Annotated in this window: 16 protein-coding genes; 11 read left to right on the plus strand and 5 right to left on the minus strand. The window is 64.1% G+C overall.

What is annotated here, in order from left to right; translation table 11 throughout:
- Positions 1 to 11 precede the first annotated feature (11 nt).
- On the minus strand, positions 12 to 2,231 hold the full coding sequence (locus VCS63_RS07700; RefSeq protein WP_042796522.1) for an indolepyruvate ferredoxin oxidoreductase subunit alpha: 2,220 nt from the start codon (positions 2,229 to 2,231) through the stop codon (positions 12 to 14).
- On the opposite strand from VCS63_RS07700, the gene VCS63_RS07705 reads away from it, so the two are divergent.
- From VCS63_RS07705 to VCS63_RS07735, 7 genes are all read left to right on the plus strand, one after another.
- Positions 2,212 to 2,400, plus strand: coding sequence for a hypothetical protein (locus tag VCS63_RS07705; RefSeq protein WP_126389659.1), 189 nt, complete (start codon positions 2,212 to 2,214; stop codon positions 2,398 to 2,400). The genes VCS63_RS07700 and VCS63_RS07705 overlap by 20 nt on opposite strands.
- Positions 2,401 to 2,601: 201 nt before the next feature.
- Positions 2,602 to 3,099, plus strand: a complete 498-nt coding sequence (locus VCS63_RS07710; protein ID WP_323879179.1) for a MarR family winged helix-turn-helix transcriptional regulator — start codon at positions 2,602 to 2,604, stop codon at positions 3,097 to 3,099.
- Positions 3,100 to 3,285: 186 nt separating this feature from the next.
- A complete protein-coding gene (locus VCS63_RS07715) occupies positions 3,286 to 4,857 on the plus strand; it encodes an ABC transporter substrate-binding protein (protein WP_042796524.1) in 1,572 nt (523 codons plus the stop codon).
- Positions 4,858 to 4,915: 58 nt separating this feature from the next.
- Entirely contained in the window at positions 4,916 to 5,905 is a 990-nt protein-coding gene (locus VCS63_RS07720; RefSeq protein ID WP_042796525.1) for an ABC transporter permease, read from the plus strand.
- On the plus strand, positions 5,905 to 6,819 hold the full coding sequence (locus tag VCS63_RS07725) for an ABC transporter permease (RefSeq protein ID WP_063642217.1): 915 nt from the start codon (positions 5,905 to 5,907) through the stop codon (positions 6,817 to 6,819). Before VCS63_RS07720 ends, VCS63_RS07725 begins: the two co-directional genes overlap by 1 nt.
- Positions 6,820 to 6,826: 7 nt before the next feature.
- Positions 6,827 to 7,807, plus strand: a complete 981-nt coding sequence (locus VCS63_RS07730) for an ABC transporter ATP-binding protein (protein WP_063642216.1) — start codon at positions 6,827 to 6,829, stop codon at positions 7,805 to 7,807.
- Complete coding sequence (locus tag VCS63_RS07735) at positions 7,804 to 8,799, plus strand: ABC transporter ATP-binding protein (protein WP_042796527.1); 996 nt, start codon at positions 7,804 to 7,806, stop codon at positions 8,797 to 8,799. The genes VCS63_RS07730 and VCS63_RS07735 overlap by 4 nt, the downstream gene beginning before the upstream one ends.
- Positions 8,800 to 8,857: 58 nt before the next feature.
- Here VCS63_RS07735 and VCS63_RS07740 read toward each other — a convergent pair whose 3' ends face one another.
- Complete coding sequence (locus VCS63_RS07740) at positions 8,858 to 9,391, minus strand: hypothetical protein (RefSeq protein ID WP_149065128.1); 534 nt, start codon at positions 9,389 to 9,391, stop codon at positions 8,858 to 8,860.
- A gap of 132 nt (positions 9,392 to 9,523) precedes the next feature.
- The gene (locus VCS63_RS07745) at positions 9,524 to 10,321 is read right to left on the minus strand and encodes an AraC family transcriptional regulator (protein ID WP_042796529.1); all 798 of its coding nucleotides are present in this window, start codon (positions 10,319 to 10,321) and stop codon (positions 9,524 to 9,526) included.
- A gap of 100 nt (positions 10,322 to 10,421) precedes the next feature.
- On the opposite strand from VCS63_RS07745, the gene VCS63_RS07750 reads away from it, so the two are divergent.
- The 4 genes from VCS63_RS07750 (at position 10,422) to VCS63_RS07765 (ending at position 14,155) form a co-directional block, all read left to right on the plus strand.
- The gene (locus VCS63_RS07750; protein WP_082900535.1) at positions 10,422 to 11,342 is read left to right on the plus strand and encodes a DMT family transporter; all 921 of its coding nucleotides are present in this window, start codon (positions 10,422 to 10,424) and stop codon (positions 11,340 to 11,342) included.
- A gap of 106 nt (positions 11,343 to 11,448) precedes the next feature.
- Positions 11,449 to 13,122, plus strand: coding sequence for an energy-dependent translational throttle protein EttA (ettA, locus tag VCS63_RS07755; protein ID WP_042796530.1), 1,674 nt, complete (start codon positions 11,449 to 11,451; stop codon positions 13,120 to 13,122).
- A gap of 84 nt (positions 13,123 to 13,206) precedes the next feature.
- The gene (locus VCS63_RS07760) at positions 13,207 to 13,740 is read left to right on the plus strand and encodes an isochorismatase family protein (protein ID WP_042796531.1); all 534 of its coding nucleotides are present in this window, start codon (positions 13,207 to 13,209) and stop codon (positions 13,738 to 13,740) included.
- Positions 13,741 to 13,930: 190 nt separating this feature from the next.
- Entirely contained in the window at positions 13,931 to 14,155 is a 225-nt protein-coding gene (locus VCS63_RS07765; protein WP_042796532.1) for a glycine zipper 2TM domain-containing protein, read from the plus strand.
- A 118-nt stretch (positions 14,156 to 14,273) separates the two neighbouring features.
- Here the strand turns inward: VCS63_RS07765 and minE are convergent, their stop codons facing one another.
- Both minE and minD read right to left on the minus strand, forming a co-directional pair.
- Complete coding sequence (gene minE / locus VCS63_RS07770; RefSeq protein ID WP_006217654.1) at positions 14,274 to 14,531, minus strand: cell division topological specificity factor MinE; 258 nt, start codon at positions 14,529 to 14,531, stop codon at positions 14,274 to 14,276.
- Between the two features lie 3 nt (positions 14,532 to 14,534).
- The gene (gene minD, locus VCS63_RS07775) at positions 14,535 to 15,350 is read right to left on the minus strand and encodes a septum site-determining protein MinD (protein WP_041652327.1); all 816 of its coding nucleotides are present in this window, start codon (positions 15,348 to 15,350) and stop codon (positions 14,535 to 14,537) included.
- Positions 15,351 to 15,619 lie beyond the last annotated feature (269 nt).

Here is a 15,619-nt window from a genome sequence, read left to right on the forward strand (position 1 = left end):
AACTGGTGTCCTCAGAGGGCGTGGTGAGCCAGGCGCGCGGCGCGGCGCCGTTGCAGGAAGCCGATGACCGCGGTGCGCACGCGAGCCAGGAAGCGGTCGCGGCCCGTGGGGTTGTGGACGATGTCGGCGCGATAGAAAGACGGGCAGAGCACGGCGGCATGGGCGACTTCACCGCAATTGCCGCAGCCCACGCAGCTGCTTTCCACGTGCGCCACCGGGTCTTCCTTCAGGGGATCGCCGCTGTCCTTGACCGTCAGTGAGGGGCAGCCCGACAGGCGGATGCAGGCGTGGTCGCCCGTGCACACGTCCGGGTCCACGCCGAAACGTTCCTTCACCACCCGCTTGCCTTCCTTCACTGCCTTGTTGAACAGCGGCTTGACGCGGCGCTGCTTGTTCAGCATGCATTCCGACTGCGCAATGATGACCTTGGGACCCTTGACGTCGGTGGTCAGGGCCTCTTCGATGGTGGCGCGCACCTTGGCCACGTCATAGGTGCGGTCCAGCGTGCGCACCCACTTCACGCCCACGCCGCGCACGGCCTGATCGATGGGGTTGTTGGTCGATCGGTCCGGGTTTTCGGCGCGCGAGGACAGGATGTCCTGGCCGCCGGTGGCCGAGGCGTAGAAGTTGTCGACGATGACGATGACGCCGTCATACTTGTTGAATACCGCGTTGCCGATGCCCGAAGACAGGCCGTTATGCCAGAAGCCGCCGTCGCCCATGATGGAGATGGGGCGTTTGGCGGCCGGCACGTTGAAGGCCGCCGCGCTCGAGGCCCCCAGGCCATAGCCCATGGTGGTGGCGCCCAGGTTGAAGGGCGGCAGGATCGAGAACAGGTGGCAGCCGATGTCGCACGAAATATGGTGCTGGCCCAGTGTTTCCTGCGCCAGGGTCAGGGCCGAGAAAATCGGCCTTTCCGGACAGCCCGTACAGAAGCCGGCGGGCCGCGGCGGCACCACGGCGGCCAGGCCCTCGACATGCTTGTGGAAGGTAATGGGCTGTTCGGCAGGGCGGGCTGGCTTGGGACGCGCCACCTCGGTGATCTGCAGTTGGCGTTCCGCCGGGGCGTCGGCTGCGGCGGCTGGGTGCGTTTGCAGCGATTCCGGGCGCTGCCGTTTGAGGAATTCGCGCAGGCCGTCGCGCATGACCTGGGTGGTGTATTCGCCCGCCATCGGCAGGACGTCCTTGCCGGACAGGTGGGTATCGATGCCGGCGCGGCGCAGCACGGCGTGCAGGTTCTGCTCGATGTAGTCGGGCTGGCCTTCCTCCAGCAGCAGCACGGCGCGCTTGCCGCGGCAGAAGTCGATGACTTCGTCCTCGATGACCGGGTAGGTCACGTTCATGACATACAGGGGAATGCGGCTGTTGCCGAAATTGTCCGCCAGGCCCAGCAATTGCAGTGCGCGGATCACCCCGTTGTAGAGTCCGCCCTGCAGGATCAGTCCGATATCGTCCTGGTCGCCGTCGAAGTGTTCGTTGAGCTTGTGCTCTTTGATGTAGCGGATGGCGGCAGGCCAGCGGTCCTTGATTTTTTCCTGCTCGTGCAGGAAGGAGGCCGGCGGCAGCACGATTCGGCTGGTGTCGCGCGCCGGGCTTTCCAGGGCCTGCGCCAACGTGAAGGCAGGGCGCTTGTTTTCCTTGGCGACGAAGCGGCCGTGCACGTGGCAGCCGCGGATGCGCAGCTGCAGCATCACCGGCGTCTTGCTGGCCTCGGACAGTTCGAAGCCGTCTTCCACCGCCTTGACCATGCTTTCCAGATTGGGGCGAGGGTCCAGCAGCCAGATCTGCGATTTCATGGCGAACGCGTGCGAGCGTTCCTGCATGATGGACGAGCCTTCGCCATAGTCTTCGCCCACGATGACGAGCGCGCCGCCCGTGACGCCGCCGGAGGCCAAGTTGGCCAGGGCGTCGGACGCCACGTTGGTGCCCACGGTGGACTTCCAGGTGACGGCGCCACGAATGGGGTACATGACCGAGGCCGCCAGCGTGGCCGCCGCCGTGGCTTCGGAGGCGCTGGCCTCGAAGTGCACGCCCAGTTCCTGGAGGATGTCGTTGGCGTCGGCCAGCACGTCCATCAGGTGCGAGATCGGCGAACCCTGGTAGCCCGCGACGTAACCCACGCCCGATTGCAGCAAGGCCTTGGTGACCGCAAGAATGCCTTCGCCGCGGAACTCTTCGCCCGCGCCGATGCGCAACTGCTGGACTTCTTTCTTGAAAGACCTTTCAGCCATCTGGCACTCCTTCGCGGCCCGGCCTGCGGGTCCTCAATGGTTGCTGCTGCGCAGCATCGTCACGTCAGGAAAATCTCGTCTTAAAAATACTTTAGGAGTCAACGTTTTAGCTGTCAACAAAAAAGATGAAATTTCATGGAAAACAAAAAATATCACGCTAAAACAATGACGTATATACTCGTTGTTCTCTAGTTCACAGCGCCCCGGCGGCGCTGTGGTGGTGCAAAAAGGGGTTGCGATTCGGGGTATACCCTGTGCTGCGCAACAGCATTGCGACACATCATGGCGCGCGGTTGCGCCACCGTGGTGCAATGCGCATTTCGTCGGGCCGGCACAGGCCCTGTATTCCGGTGCGTGGGAGCAAAGCAACATGCGGTTGGACAAGCAGCGGGACACGGACGGGGCGGTGCACAACGCGCGCTTCGTCGATGGTTATCTGGCCTACCTGCTGGCGCAGGCCAGCCAGCGCATTTCGGCGGAATTCCATCTGCAGGTGAAGGCGGCCGGCCTGTCGGTGACCGAATGGCGGGTGCTGGCCAGCCTGCAGGGCAGCGCGGGCGAAACCATAGGCACGCTGGCGGTGCTGGCCATCACCAAGCAGCCCACCTTGAGCAAGGTGGTGCAGCGCATGGAAGCCGAAGGGCTGGTGGCGCGTACCGGCGTGCGGGCTGACCGGCGGCAGACCCGGGTCTGCATCACCGCCAAGGGCAGCAACCTGATCGCCTCGCTGTGCGACCAGGCCTTGCAGCATCAGAAGGCCGTGCTCGCTCCTTTTGGCGAAGAAAAGGCCGCGATGTTGATCGACATGCTGGAGGTGCTGATGACGGAGCACGTGCCGCTGGAATTGGCGGCGCCGGACGAGGAGTAGCCCGGGCGGGGGCGGGCCGCATGCCCAACACTGTTTACTTCGATTATTTTGTTACAAGCTTATGTGTCCCCAATTGGTTCTCCCTCTGTGAAAACCGCCTACGGTACGCATAAACCCTCAATTGACGGAGGTCTTGCGCCTAGGCAATATCGCGCCGGTATTCAGATTACAGTCAGGAGTAAACCTATGCGCCGCACTTTGATTGCTATCGCGATCGCCGCCGCCGTCGCCGTGCCCTCGATCGGGCAGGCCAAGACCTTCCGCTGGGCTGCCCAGGGCGACATCCTCACCTTCGACCCGCACTCGCAGAACGAAGGCATGACGATCGCCGCCAACAGCTACGTCTACGAACCGCTGGTGGACTATGACAAGTCCTTCAAGGTCAACCCCCGCCTGGCGACGGAATGGGAGCAGGTTTCGCCCACGCTGTACCGCTTCAAGCTGCGCCCCGGCGTGAAGTTCCATGACGGCGCCGCCTTCACCGCCGACGACGTGGTGTTTTCGATCCACCGCGCCATGGCGCCCACCTCGAACTACAAGGCCTACACCACCGGCATCAAGGAAGCCCGCAAGATCGACGACCTGACGGTCGAGATCGAGACCTCGGCGCCCAACCCGGTGCTGCTGCGCCAGCTGACCAACGTGTTCATCATGAACAAGGCCTGGTCGGAAAAGAACAATGTCGCCAAGCCGCAGGACTTCGTCAACAAGGAAGAGACCTACGCCGCGCGCAACACCAACGGCACCGGCCCTTACAAGCTGAAGTCGCGCGAAGTGGACGTGCGCACGGTGTTCGAGGAAAACAAGGACTGGTGGAACAAGGCCGGCAAGGTCGGCAACGTGACCGAAGTCGTGTTCACCCCGATCAAGCAGAACGCCACCCGTACCGCGGCGCTGCTGTCCGGCGAAATCGACTTCGTGCTGGATCCGGCCGCGCAGGACCTGGATCGCCTGCGCCAGTCCGCCAAGGTTGTGGAAGGCAACGAGTACCGCACCATCTACCTGGGCCTGGACCAGAAGCGTCCGGAACTGCAGTACTCCAACATCAAGGGCAAGAACCCGTTCCAGGACATCCGCGTGCGCGAGGCGCTGTACCGCGCGATCGACGTGGACGCGATCAAGCGCGCCGTGATGCGCGGCCTGTCCGCGCCCACCGGCACGATGATCGCACCGCAGGTGCACGGCTGGGCGCAGCAGTTGCAAGCGCGCGTGCCCTACGATCCCGAAAAGTCCCGCGCCCTGCTTAAGGACGCCGGCTACGACGGCACCCTGAACTTCACGCTGGATTGCCCCAACAACCGCTACATCAACGACGAAGCCATCTGCCAGGCGGTGGTCGGCATGTGGGCCAAGGTGGGCGTGAAGGCCACGCTGAACGCCATGCCCCGTTCCACCTACTTCCCCAAGGTGCAGTCGTTCGACACCAGCGCCTTCCTGTTCGGCTGGGGCGTGCCCACGTTCGACGCCATGTACACGTTGCAGAACCTGATCCGCACCAAGGGCGAGGGCGCGGACGGCATGTACAACTTGGGCAACTACAGCAACAAGGAACTGGACGTCATCATCGACCGGATCAAGACGGAAACCGACCCGGCCAAGCGCGACGCGGACATCATTACCGTGCTGCAAGGGCACGCCAAGGACTTCGGCCACATCCCGCTGCACGACCAGGTCATTCCCTGGGCCATGCGCAAGAACGTCACGGTCATCCACCGTGCCGACAATCGCCTCGTTGCCGATTGGGTCAAGGTTGACTGATCCAGGCTAATCAAACGGCGGGGGCGCTCCAGTCCCCGCCGTTACGCCTTTCCCGCCTATGTTTGCTTTCATACTGCGTCGCCTGTTGCAGGCCGTAGCGGTGATGCTCACCGTCTCGCTACTGGCCTTTGTGCTTTTTCAATACGTCGGCGACCCCGTCACCATCATGCTGGGGCAGGACGCCACCGATGCCGAGCGCATCGAATTGCGTGAGCGCCTGGGGCTGAACGAGCCCGCCATTGTCCAATTCGGCCATTTCGTGGCCAACGCCGTGCAGGGCAATTTCGGCATATCCCTGCGCCAGAGCGAACCCGTTTCCACATTGCTGAAATCCCGTTTGCCGGCGACGCTGGAGCTTTCCATGGTGGCTGCCCTGCTGGCGCTGCTGGTGGGCGTGCCCCTGGGCGTGTATACCGCGCTCAAGCGCAACAGCCTGTTGTCCCAGCTGCTGCTGGCCGGCTCGCTGCTGGGCGTGTCGCTGCCCACCTTCCTGATCGGCATCCTCCTGATCCTGGTGTTCTCGGTCCAGCTGGGCTGGTTGCCCAGCTACGGGCGCGGCGACACCGTCAGCGTGGGCTGGTGGTCCTCCGGGCTGTTCACCGCCACGGGCTGGAAGCACCTGATCCTGCCGTCCATCACCTTGTCGCTGTTCCAGATGACCCTGGTGCTGCGCCTGGTGCGCTCGGAGATGCTGGAAGTGCTGCGTTCGGACTACATCAAGTTTGCCCGCGCCCGCGGCCTGAAGCGCCGGGCCATCCACTTCGGCCATGCGCTGAAGAACACAATGGTGCCGGTCATTACCATTACCGGCCTGCAGCTGGGCGGCATCATTGCCTTTGCCATCGTCACGGAAACCGTGTTCCAGTGGCCGGGCATGGGCCTGCTGTTCATCCAGGCGGTGCAGTTCGCCGATGTGCCTGTCATGGCGGCCTACCTGTGCCTGATCGCGCTGGTATTCGTGGTGATCAACCTGATCGTCGATCTTCTGTATTTTGTCGTGGACCCGCGCCTGCGTTCCGGGCTGACCCGCGGCGGGGGGGCTCACTGATGCGCGCCGTACTCAAACGCTGGTGGGACAGCGATATTGCCTGGGCCTGGCGCCGGGCGCCCGTGGCCATTGCGGCCACTGTGCTGCTGGCAGCCTTGCTGATCGGCTCCTTCGGGGCTGGCTGGGTGGCTCCGCATAATCCGTTCGACCTGACCAAGGTGGAACTGCTGGACGCGCTATTGCCGCCCGCCTGGGAGGCCAACGGCCAGCCGACCTATCTGCTGGGCACCGACAGCCAGGGCCGCGACCTGTACTCGGCCATCCTGTACGGCACCCGGGTGTCGCTCTTGATTGGCCTGGCTTCGGTGCTGCTGTCCATGGCGATCGGCATTGTTTTGGGGCTGATCTCGGGTTACGCGGGCGGACGCATCGACGCGTTCATCATGCGTATCGCCGACGTGCAACTGTCGTTCCCCGCCATCCTGATCGCATTGCTGATCGATGGCGTGGCGCGGGCGGCGGTGCCGCGCGACATGCACGAGTTGATCGCATTCCCCGTGCTGATCGGCGCGATCGCGCTGGCGGGCTGGCCGCAATACGCGCGAACCGTGCGCGGCTCCACGCTGGTAGAGAAGAACCGCGAGTACGTGCAGGCCGCGCGCGTGATCGGGGTGGCCTCGCCCGTCATCATGTTCCGCCACGTGCTGCCCAATGTGCTGGGCCCGGTGCTGGTGCTGGCCACGGTGCACCTGGCCACGGCCATCATCACCGAAGCCACGCTGTCGTTCCTGGGTGTGGGCGTACCGCCGACCGCGCCGTCGCTGGGCACGCTGATCCGCATCGGCAACGACTTCCTGTTTTCAGGGGAATGGTGGATCACCATCTTCCCCGGCGCGGCGTTGGTGCTGCTGGTGCTATCGGTCAACTTGTTAGGCGACTGGTTGCGCGATGCGCTCAACCCCCGGCTGAATTGAGGTTTACATGAGCGCACTTCTAGAAGTCCGCAATCTGCGCGTGGAGTTCCCCACGCGCCGCGGCACGCTGCGCGCCCTGGACGACGTGTCCTTTTCCATCCAGGCTGGCGAAGTCCTGGGCGTAGTGGGCGAATCCGGCGCCGGCAAATCCCTGACCGGCGCATCCATCATCGGTCTCCTGGAACCACCCGGGCGCATCGCCGCGGGCGAGATCCTGCTGGCGGGCCGCCGTATCGACAACCTGCCCGACGAGCAGATGCGCCGCGTGCGCGGCCGCGAGATCGGCGCAGTGTTCCAGGATCCGCTGACATCCTTGAACCCGCTGTACACGGTGGGCCGGCAACTGGCGGAAACCATCGTGACGCATCTGGACCTGAGCTGGTCCCAGGCGCGCGAGCGCGCGGTGGAGCTGCTGGCATCGACCGGCATCCCGGCCGCGCGCGAGCGCATCGACCACTACCCGCACCAGTTTTCCGGCGGCATGCGCCAGCGCGTGGTGATCGCGCTGGCCCTGGCCGCCGAGCCAAAGCTGGTGGTGGCGGACGAACCCACGACCGCGCTGGACGTGTCCATCCAGGCGCAGATCATTGAGCTGCTCAAGCGCCTGTGCCGTGAAAACGGCACGGCCGTGATGCTGATCACGCACGACATGGGCGTCATCGCAGAGACTGCCGACCGCGTCGCGGTGATGTACGCCGGCCGCGTGGCCGAGATCGGTCCGGTGGCGGACGTGATCCACAAGCCGCGGCATCCCTACACGACGGGGCTGATGGGATCGATTCCGTCGCTGGAGGGCCATGCCGAACGGTTGGTGCAGATCGATGGCAGCATGCCGCGCCTGAACGCCATCCCGGCGGGTTGCGCCTTCAACCCGCGCTGCGGCCAGCGCATGCCGCGTTGCGGCGTAGAGCGCCCCGAGCTGATGGCGGCTGGCACTTCCCGCGCGGCCTGTTGGCTGCATGACAATAACGATAAGGTGGCCGCATGACGACGCCCTTGGTAGAAGTAAAGGACGCCGCGCGCTGGTTCGATGTGTCGCCGCCCTGGCTGGAACGCAAGCTCGCGGGCAAACCGCGGGTGATGCTGCGCGCCGTGGACGGGGTGTCTTTCGACATTGCGCGCGGCGAAACGCTGGCGCTGGTCGGTGAATCGGGCTGCGGAAAATCGACCGTGGCGCGCATGCTGGTGGGCTTGTACGGCCTGACCCGCGGCGACATCCGCTTCGACGGCCAGCCATTGTCGCGCATGTCCGAGCCGGGCGGCCGCGCCTTGCGCAAGCGCCTGCAGATGATTTTTCAGGATCCCTACGCCAGTCTGAATCCTCGCTGGCGCGTGGGCCGCATCATCGCCGAGCCCATGCTGACCCACACCACCATGACGGCCGACGAGCGGACCGCGCGCGTGGGCGAGCTGCTTAAACAGGTGGGCCTGGATCCGGCCGACCAGGGCCGTTACCCGCACCAGTTTTCGGGCGGCCAGCGTCAACGTATTTCGATTGCGCGGGCGCTCGCGGTGAATCCCGAATTCCTGGTGTGCGACGAGCCGACTTCGGCGCTGGACGTGTCGGTGCAGGCGCAGGTGCTGAACCTGATGAAGGATCTGCAGCGCAACCTGGGGCTTACCTATTTGTTCATTTCCCACAATCTGGCGGTGGTCCATCACGTGGCCGACCGGGTGGGGGTGATGTACCTGGGCCGCATGGTGGAGGTGGCCCCGCGCGACGAGTTGTTCGCGCGGCCGCGTCATCCCTATACGCGCATGCTGCTGGAGGCCATTCCCGACATCAACGGCGCGGGCAAGCCGCGCACGGCGGTGGCGGGCGAAGTGCCCAACCCGCTGAATCCGCCCTCCGGCTGCACCTTCCATCCGCGCTGTCCGCACGCGAATGAGCGCTGCAAGGCCGAGGCCCCGTCCGCAATCATGGCGGGAGTGACGGTGGTGGCGTGCCACGCCGTGGAGGAAGGACGGATCTCCGCCTGAACCGCGGACGGCGCGGCTGCGGCGCTACGCCAGCCGTCGCCCGCCGTCCGGTACCGCCTCAGTGGCGGTGGTTGTGGTCGTGAGGATGATCGTGGCCGTGGCCATTTTCATCATCCTCATCCTCTTCGTCCTCTTCATCCTCGTCGTCTTCCGCGTCCGGATCCTCGGACACGGGTTCTTCCGTCAAGGCAAACGGCAGCACGTCTTCCAGATTGTCGGACCAGGCGGACTCCTCGCCGTCGTGATCCAGCTTGATGAAGCGTTCGCCTTCGTTCAACGAGATCTCGATGGCCCAGAGATAAAGGCAATCGTAGGTGTCGTCATCGGACTGGGGCAAGCCGCCGCGGTTGCCCAGCAAGCGGGCGCCGGGTCCGCCCAGCTGGACGTGGGTCTGGTCTTCGTCGGGCTTGGCGTTTTCATCCATGGGCACGCCATAGGTCACCCATTCGGTGCCGTCGTCGCCCAGCACTACCTCCGCCAGTACGGGTTTGCCCAGGTAGGCGCTCAGGGCGTCTGCCGTCTTGGCCAGCATGTCCAGTTCGGATGCGCTGAAATGGGTCAGGGAGGCTGGGGGGGTTGCGGAGGCAGACATGGGGAATTCCTGGGCGCGATGAGGCCGCGGCGGCACGGCAAAGTCGGATGAAAGCAAATTGAAAGTCAGGCGTATTGTCTCGCGATCGGCTCGGCGCCGCATCGGACGCTTGGACGACGCGATTTTCCCGGGCTAGGCCGGCGGGGAGCCGCCCAGGCAGCGCCTGCGCGCGCTGTCCGGCGATTGGCCGGTCAGCCGCTGGAACATGGCGATGAACGCGGACGGCGTACTGTAGCTCAGTTCTCGCGCGACGGACTGGACGGACTGGCCCGCGTCCAGCATGCCCAGCGCGCTGACCACTCGTAGCCGCTGCCGCCATTCATTGAACGACATGCCCAGGTGCTGTTGGCAGTGGCGCAGCAGCGTGCGTTCGGTAATGCCTGCGGTGGCGGCCCAGTGCGCGGCGCCGCGCTTGTCGCCCGGGCTGTGCTGCAGCGCCGACAGGATGGGCGCCAGCAGTGGGTCGGAGGTAGAGGGCAGGTAGCTTGCGTAGGCGCGCGCCTGGCGCGCCTGGTCGATGACGATCTGCGCCATGCGCCGGTCTTCCGGCGTATCCGGATAGCTGATGCCACGCCGTTCGAAGTCAGCCAGGATGGCCCGCATGACGGGGCTGATCTCGAGCGTGCACGGTTCCTTGGGCAGGCCGGCGCAGGCCGCGGCGGGAATGTCGATGCAGGCGTAGTGCACCTCGCCATCGTTCTGGCAGCAATGTTCGACATGCGGAGGAATCCAGATGGCGTACTGCGGTGGCGACAGATAAGTGATGCCGCCGACGCCGATTTCCATGATGCCGGAGATCGCGAAGTTCAGCTCTGCCCAGGGCGAGCTGTGGCGCTTCATGCGCGAGTTGGGCGTGAAATGCAGGATGCGGCAGGCCAGCGGATAGGGCAGGTGGCTGGCCAGCGAGGGGGCGATGTCGTCGGCGGACATGTCGGAACTTCGTCTGGTTTTGTCTGTTTTTAATTATATACATCATGTCGGACAGAGCCTACACTGCCCCAGTCTTCTCTATACCTATGCTGTATCCCCTATGACGCGTGTTTCCTCCCCGCATGTTCCCGCCCGTTATCTGTTGTTTCCGCTGCTGGCGGCCCTGATCTGGTCGGTCAACATGATCGTCACCAAGATGGCGGCCAGCGCCATCGCGCCGGCCGCCATCGGCTTCTACCGATGGGCGCTGGCCGGCGTCGTCCTGACGCCCTTCGCGCTGCCGGGCGTCTGGGCGCAACGCCGCCAGATCCTGCCCAACCTGCCCAAGCTGGCGGTGCTGGGCGGGCTGGGCATGGCCCTCTATCAAGGTTTGGCCTACGTGGCCGCCGCCAGCACCACGGCGACCAATATGGGCATCATCACCGCGATGATTCCGTTGATGACCATCGCAATCGTGGCGGTGTTGCTGCGTGAACTGCCTTCGGCCACGGCGATGCTGGGCGGCCTGTTGTCGCTGGCGGGCCTGGCCCTGCTGATCGGGGAGGGCGATCCCGCCCGCCTGCTGGAGGTGGGCGCCAATCGCGGCGACCTGCTGATGGGCGTGGGCGCGCTGGCTTATGCGCTGTACGGCGTGCTGTTGCGCCGCTGGGCGCTGCCGGTGGGGCCATGGCAATCGCTGTATGTGCAGGTGGCTTTCGGCGTGTTGTTCCAGCTGCCGGCCTTCCTGTTGGCGCCGCCGTCACCGCTCAATAGCGACAACCTCCCGCTGGTGCTGTATGCGGCGGTGTTCCCCTCGCTTTTCGCGCCCTTTCTGTGGATGCAGGGCGTCAAGCACCTGGGGCCCAACCGCGCCAGCATTTTCCTGAACATCATGCCGGTGGCCACGGTAGCGATCGCGGCCGTTTTCCTGGACGAAAAGCCGCACCTCTTCCATATCGTCGGCGGCGCGATGGCGCTGGCTGGCGTCATGTTGGCGCAGATGCGTTCCGGCGCCCGGCCGGCGCGGCCCAAGGCAGCCTGAAACCCCGGGCGGCAAGCGCGCGCGGGCGATTCGGCCTCGGACATACGCCGGTCAGGGTTCCGGCCTACAATCAGCGGTTTATCAGCTATATCTCTCATACGAGCCCATGGCCCAATACGTCTACACCATGAATCGCGTCGGCAAGATCGTGCCGCCCAAGCGGCAGATCCTGCGCGACATCTCGCTTTCGTTTTTTCCTGGCGCCAAGATCGGCGTGCTGGGCCTGAACGGCTCGGGCAAGTCGACGCTGCTGAAGATCATGGCCGGCGTCGATCGCGAAATCGAAGGTGAAGCCATCCCCATGCCGGGCCTGAACATCGGCTACCTGCCGCAGGAACCGCAGCTCAATCCCGAGCACACGGTGCGCCAGGCCGTCGAAGAAGGCCTGGGCGCGGTGGTCACCGCAAAGAAGCGCCTGGACGAAGTCTACGCGGCCTATGCCGAACCGGACGCCGATTTCGACGCGCTTGCCGCCGAGCAGGCCGAACTGGAAGCCATCATTGCCGCCGCCGCATCCAGCGGCGCGGACGATATCGAGCATCAGATGGAAATTGCCGCCGATGCGTTGCGCCTGCCGCCCTGGGATGCCATCGTCGGCAAGCTCTCCGGCGGTGAAAAGCGCCGCGTGGCGCTGTGCCGCCTGTTGCTGTCCAAGCCCGACATGCTGCTGCTGGACGAGCCTACCAACCACCTGGACGCCGAAAGCGTGGAATGGCTTGAGCAGTTCCTGCACAAGTTCCCCGGCACCGTGGTGGGCGTGACTCACGATCGCTACTTCCTGGACAACGCGGCTGAATGGATCCTCGAACTCGACCGCGGCTACGGCATTCCCTGGAAGGGCAACTACAGCTCGTGGCTGGAGCAGAAGGAAGACCGCCTGAAGCAGGAAGAGGCCTCGGAATCCGCCCGCCAGAAGACCATCAAGAAGGAATTGGAGTGGGTGCGTCAGAACCCCAAGGGCCGTCAGGCCAAGGCCAAGGCGCGTCTGGCCCGCTTCGAGGAACTGTCGTCCTACGAATACCAGAAGCGCAATGAAACCCAGGAAATCTTCATTCCCGTGGGCGAGCGCCTGGGCAACGAGGTCATCGAATTCAACAACGTCAGCAAAGCCTATGGCGACCGCCTGCTGATCGACAACCTCAGCTTCAAGGTGCCGCCGGGCGCCATCGTCGGCATCATCGGCGCCAACGGCGCCGGTAAGTCGACGCTGTTCCGCATGATCGCGGGCCGCGAGCAGCCGGATTCAGGCGAGGTCAAGATCGGCCAGACCGTGAAGCTGGCCTACGTGGACCAGTCGCGCGACGCGCTGGAAGACAAGAAGACCGTGTTCGACGCGGTGGCCGATGGCGCGGACCTGCTTACCGTGGGCAAGTTCGAAATGTCGTCGCGCGCCTATCTGGGTCGTTTCAACTTCAAGGGCGGCGACCAGAACAAGGTCGTGGGCCAGTTGTCGGGCGGCGAACGCGGCCGCCTGCACATGGCCAAGACGCTGATCGCCGGCGGCAACGTCCTGCTGCTGGACGAACCGTCCAACGACCTCGACGTCGAAACGCTGCGCGCCCTGGAAGACGCGCTGCTGGAGTTCCCCGGCAGCGTCATGGTCATCAGCCACGATCGCTGGTTCCTGGACCGTATCGCTACCCATATCCTGGCTTTCGAAGGAGACTCGCAAGTCGTCTTCTTTGACGGCAACTACCAGGAATACGAGGCCGACAAGAAGCGCCGCCTGGGCGAAGAGGGCGCCAAGCCCAAGCGCCTACGCTACAAGGCCCTGAAGTAATCAGCGCCTGAAGGAATCCCGGCCCCGCGCCGGGATTTTTTTTGCCGGAGGTATGCTAAGGACTTCTACCAGGAGTTCCATGCCATGCTGCTGTCCGCTTCCGATTCCACCCTGTTGATCGTCGACATGCAGGGTCGCTTGATGCCGGTCATCCACGACAACGAAGCCGTGCTCCAGGCCGCACACAAGCTGGCGCAGGCTGCGCGCCTGCTGGATGTGCCGGTGGCCGCCACCGAGCATCACGCCAAGATGCTGGGCGCTACCGTGGAGCCGTTGCGCGAGCAGGTCCAGACGACCTTCCAGAAAATGCACTTCTCTTCGGCGCTGGAGCCGGGATTCGAAGCGTGGCTTCCCGCCGCGCGCAAAACCATTCTGGTGGCGGGCTGCGAGGCGCACATTTGCGTGCTGCAGACAGTGATCGGCTTGATCGATCTGGGTTACCACGCCGTGCTGGTGTCGGATGCGGCGGGATCCCGCAAGCCTGCGGACCATCATGCGGCGCTGCGCCGCGCGCGTGCGCACGGCGCTGAAATCGTCACGTCCGAAATGGCGATATTTGAATGGATGCGTACTTGCGAGCACCCGCGCTTCCGCGAGGTGTTACGTCTGGTCAAATAGCGCGCACCCGTTGCAACAAAGTCCCTGGGGCGTGCAAAGATCCTCTCGCCCTTTGACACAATTCATGGGCAAACCTAACAGCCAGGGCAACGATATTTTGCGATCCTGAAGGTTCCAGGCCCTTATGGGCGCCGCGTGCTCGCATCCAGTTTCATGCGCGGCCCCGGGTACGAGAATAGGAACCACAAATATGAAAATCGCATCTCTCTCCAAAATCTGTGTTGCGCTGGCGATGACCGCCGCCATGGCTGGCTGCTCTTCCTGGGATGGCATGAGCCACCGCCAAAAGAGCGCAGTGGGCGGCGCTGCGTTGGGCGGCGTGGCAGGCGCCGTGATCACCAATGGCGGCATCCTCGGAACGGTGGGCGGAGCGGCGATCGGCGGTGTCATCGGCGATCAGGTCGGCAAGCGCTAAGCTCCCGCCCCAAAAGGCAAATGCCCGGCAACGCCGGGCATTTTTTTGGGTCGTTGCCCTGCAAAACAAGAATGCCCCCGCAGGGGCATTCTTCTTGGTCGTGGCACGCACAGCCGCATCAGGTCTCGTTCTGCGGCATTTCGATCTTTACCTCCAGCACCTCGAGCGTGTCCTGGCGTTCCAGGTGCACCTTGATGTCTTCGGGGTTGATCTTCACGTACTTGGAAATGACGGCGATAAGTTCCTGCTGCAACTGCGGCAGGTAATCGGGCGAATCGCCGCGGCCCCGCTCGTGGGCCAGGATGATCTGCAACCGTTCCTTGGCGACGGATGCGGAAGTTTTCTTTTGACCGAGCAGAAACGACAGGAAGGACATTGCTTACTTGCCTCCGAACAGGCGTTTCAGGAAACCGGGCTTTTCGTAATCGGTAAAGCGCAGGGCCTTGTCTTCGCCCAGGTAACGGGCCACGACGTCCTTGTACGCTTCAGACACGTCGGTATCTCTCAGGTGGATGGCCGGCAGGCCCTGGTTCGACGCCTGCAGCACCGCTTCCGACTCGGGGATCACGCCGATCAGCTTGATGCGCAGGATGTCCTCGATGTCGCCCAGCGACAGCATTTCGCCGTCGACGACGCGCTTGGGGCTGTAGCGCGTGAGCAGCAGATATTCCTTGACCGGTTCGTCGCCTTCGACGGCGCGCTTGGACTTGGCGGCCAGGATGCCCAGAATGCGGTCGGAGTCGCGCACCGACGAGACTTCCGGGTTGGTCACCACCAGCGCGTCGTCGGCAAAGTAGGCGGCCATCAGCGCGCCCGTCTCGATGCCGGCGGGCGAGTCGCAGACGATGTAGTCAAAGCCCATGCCCTTGAGGTCGTTGATGACCTTTTCCACGCCTTCTTGCGTCAGCGCATCCTTGTCGCGCGTTTGCGAGGCGGGCAGGATGAACAGGTTTTCGAGCTGCTTGTCCTTGATGAGCGCCTGGTTGAGCGTTGCTTCGCCCTGGATCACGTTGACGAAGTCATACACCACGCGGCGTTCGCAGCCCATGATCAGGTCGAGGTTGCGCAGGCCGACATCGAAGTCGATGACAGCGGTCTTGTGGCCCCGCATCGCGAGTCCTGCAGAAAAACTGGCGCTGGTCGTGGTTTTGCCCACGCCGCCTTTGCCGGAAGTCACCACAACAATGCGTGTCATGACGATCAAACCCTTATGTTCGAATAAATCGCGTTATCGTAAAGCAAAAAGCCCTTGTAAGGCTTCTTACAGGATGTGTTGAAATCTTTGGGCCGCCTCAAGGCAAGAGCCGCCTCTCGGCGGGGTAGCAAGCCCGCGCAAGCGGGTGCAGCGTGGGGGCCCTCTTGCCGCCGGGCCGCCCCAAGGCAAGAGCGCCCCCTCGGGGGGCAGCAAGCCCGCGCAGGCGGGTGCAGCGTGGGGGCCCTCTTGCCGCCGGGCCGCCCCAAGGC

This window comes from Achromobacter sp. D10 (assembly GCF_035282245.1).
GTDB lineage: Bacteria > Pseudomonadota > Gammaproteobacteria > Burkholderiales > Burkholderiaceae_B > Achromobacter > Achromobacter insolitus.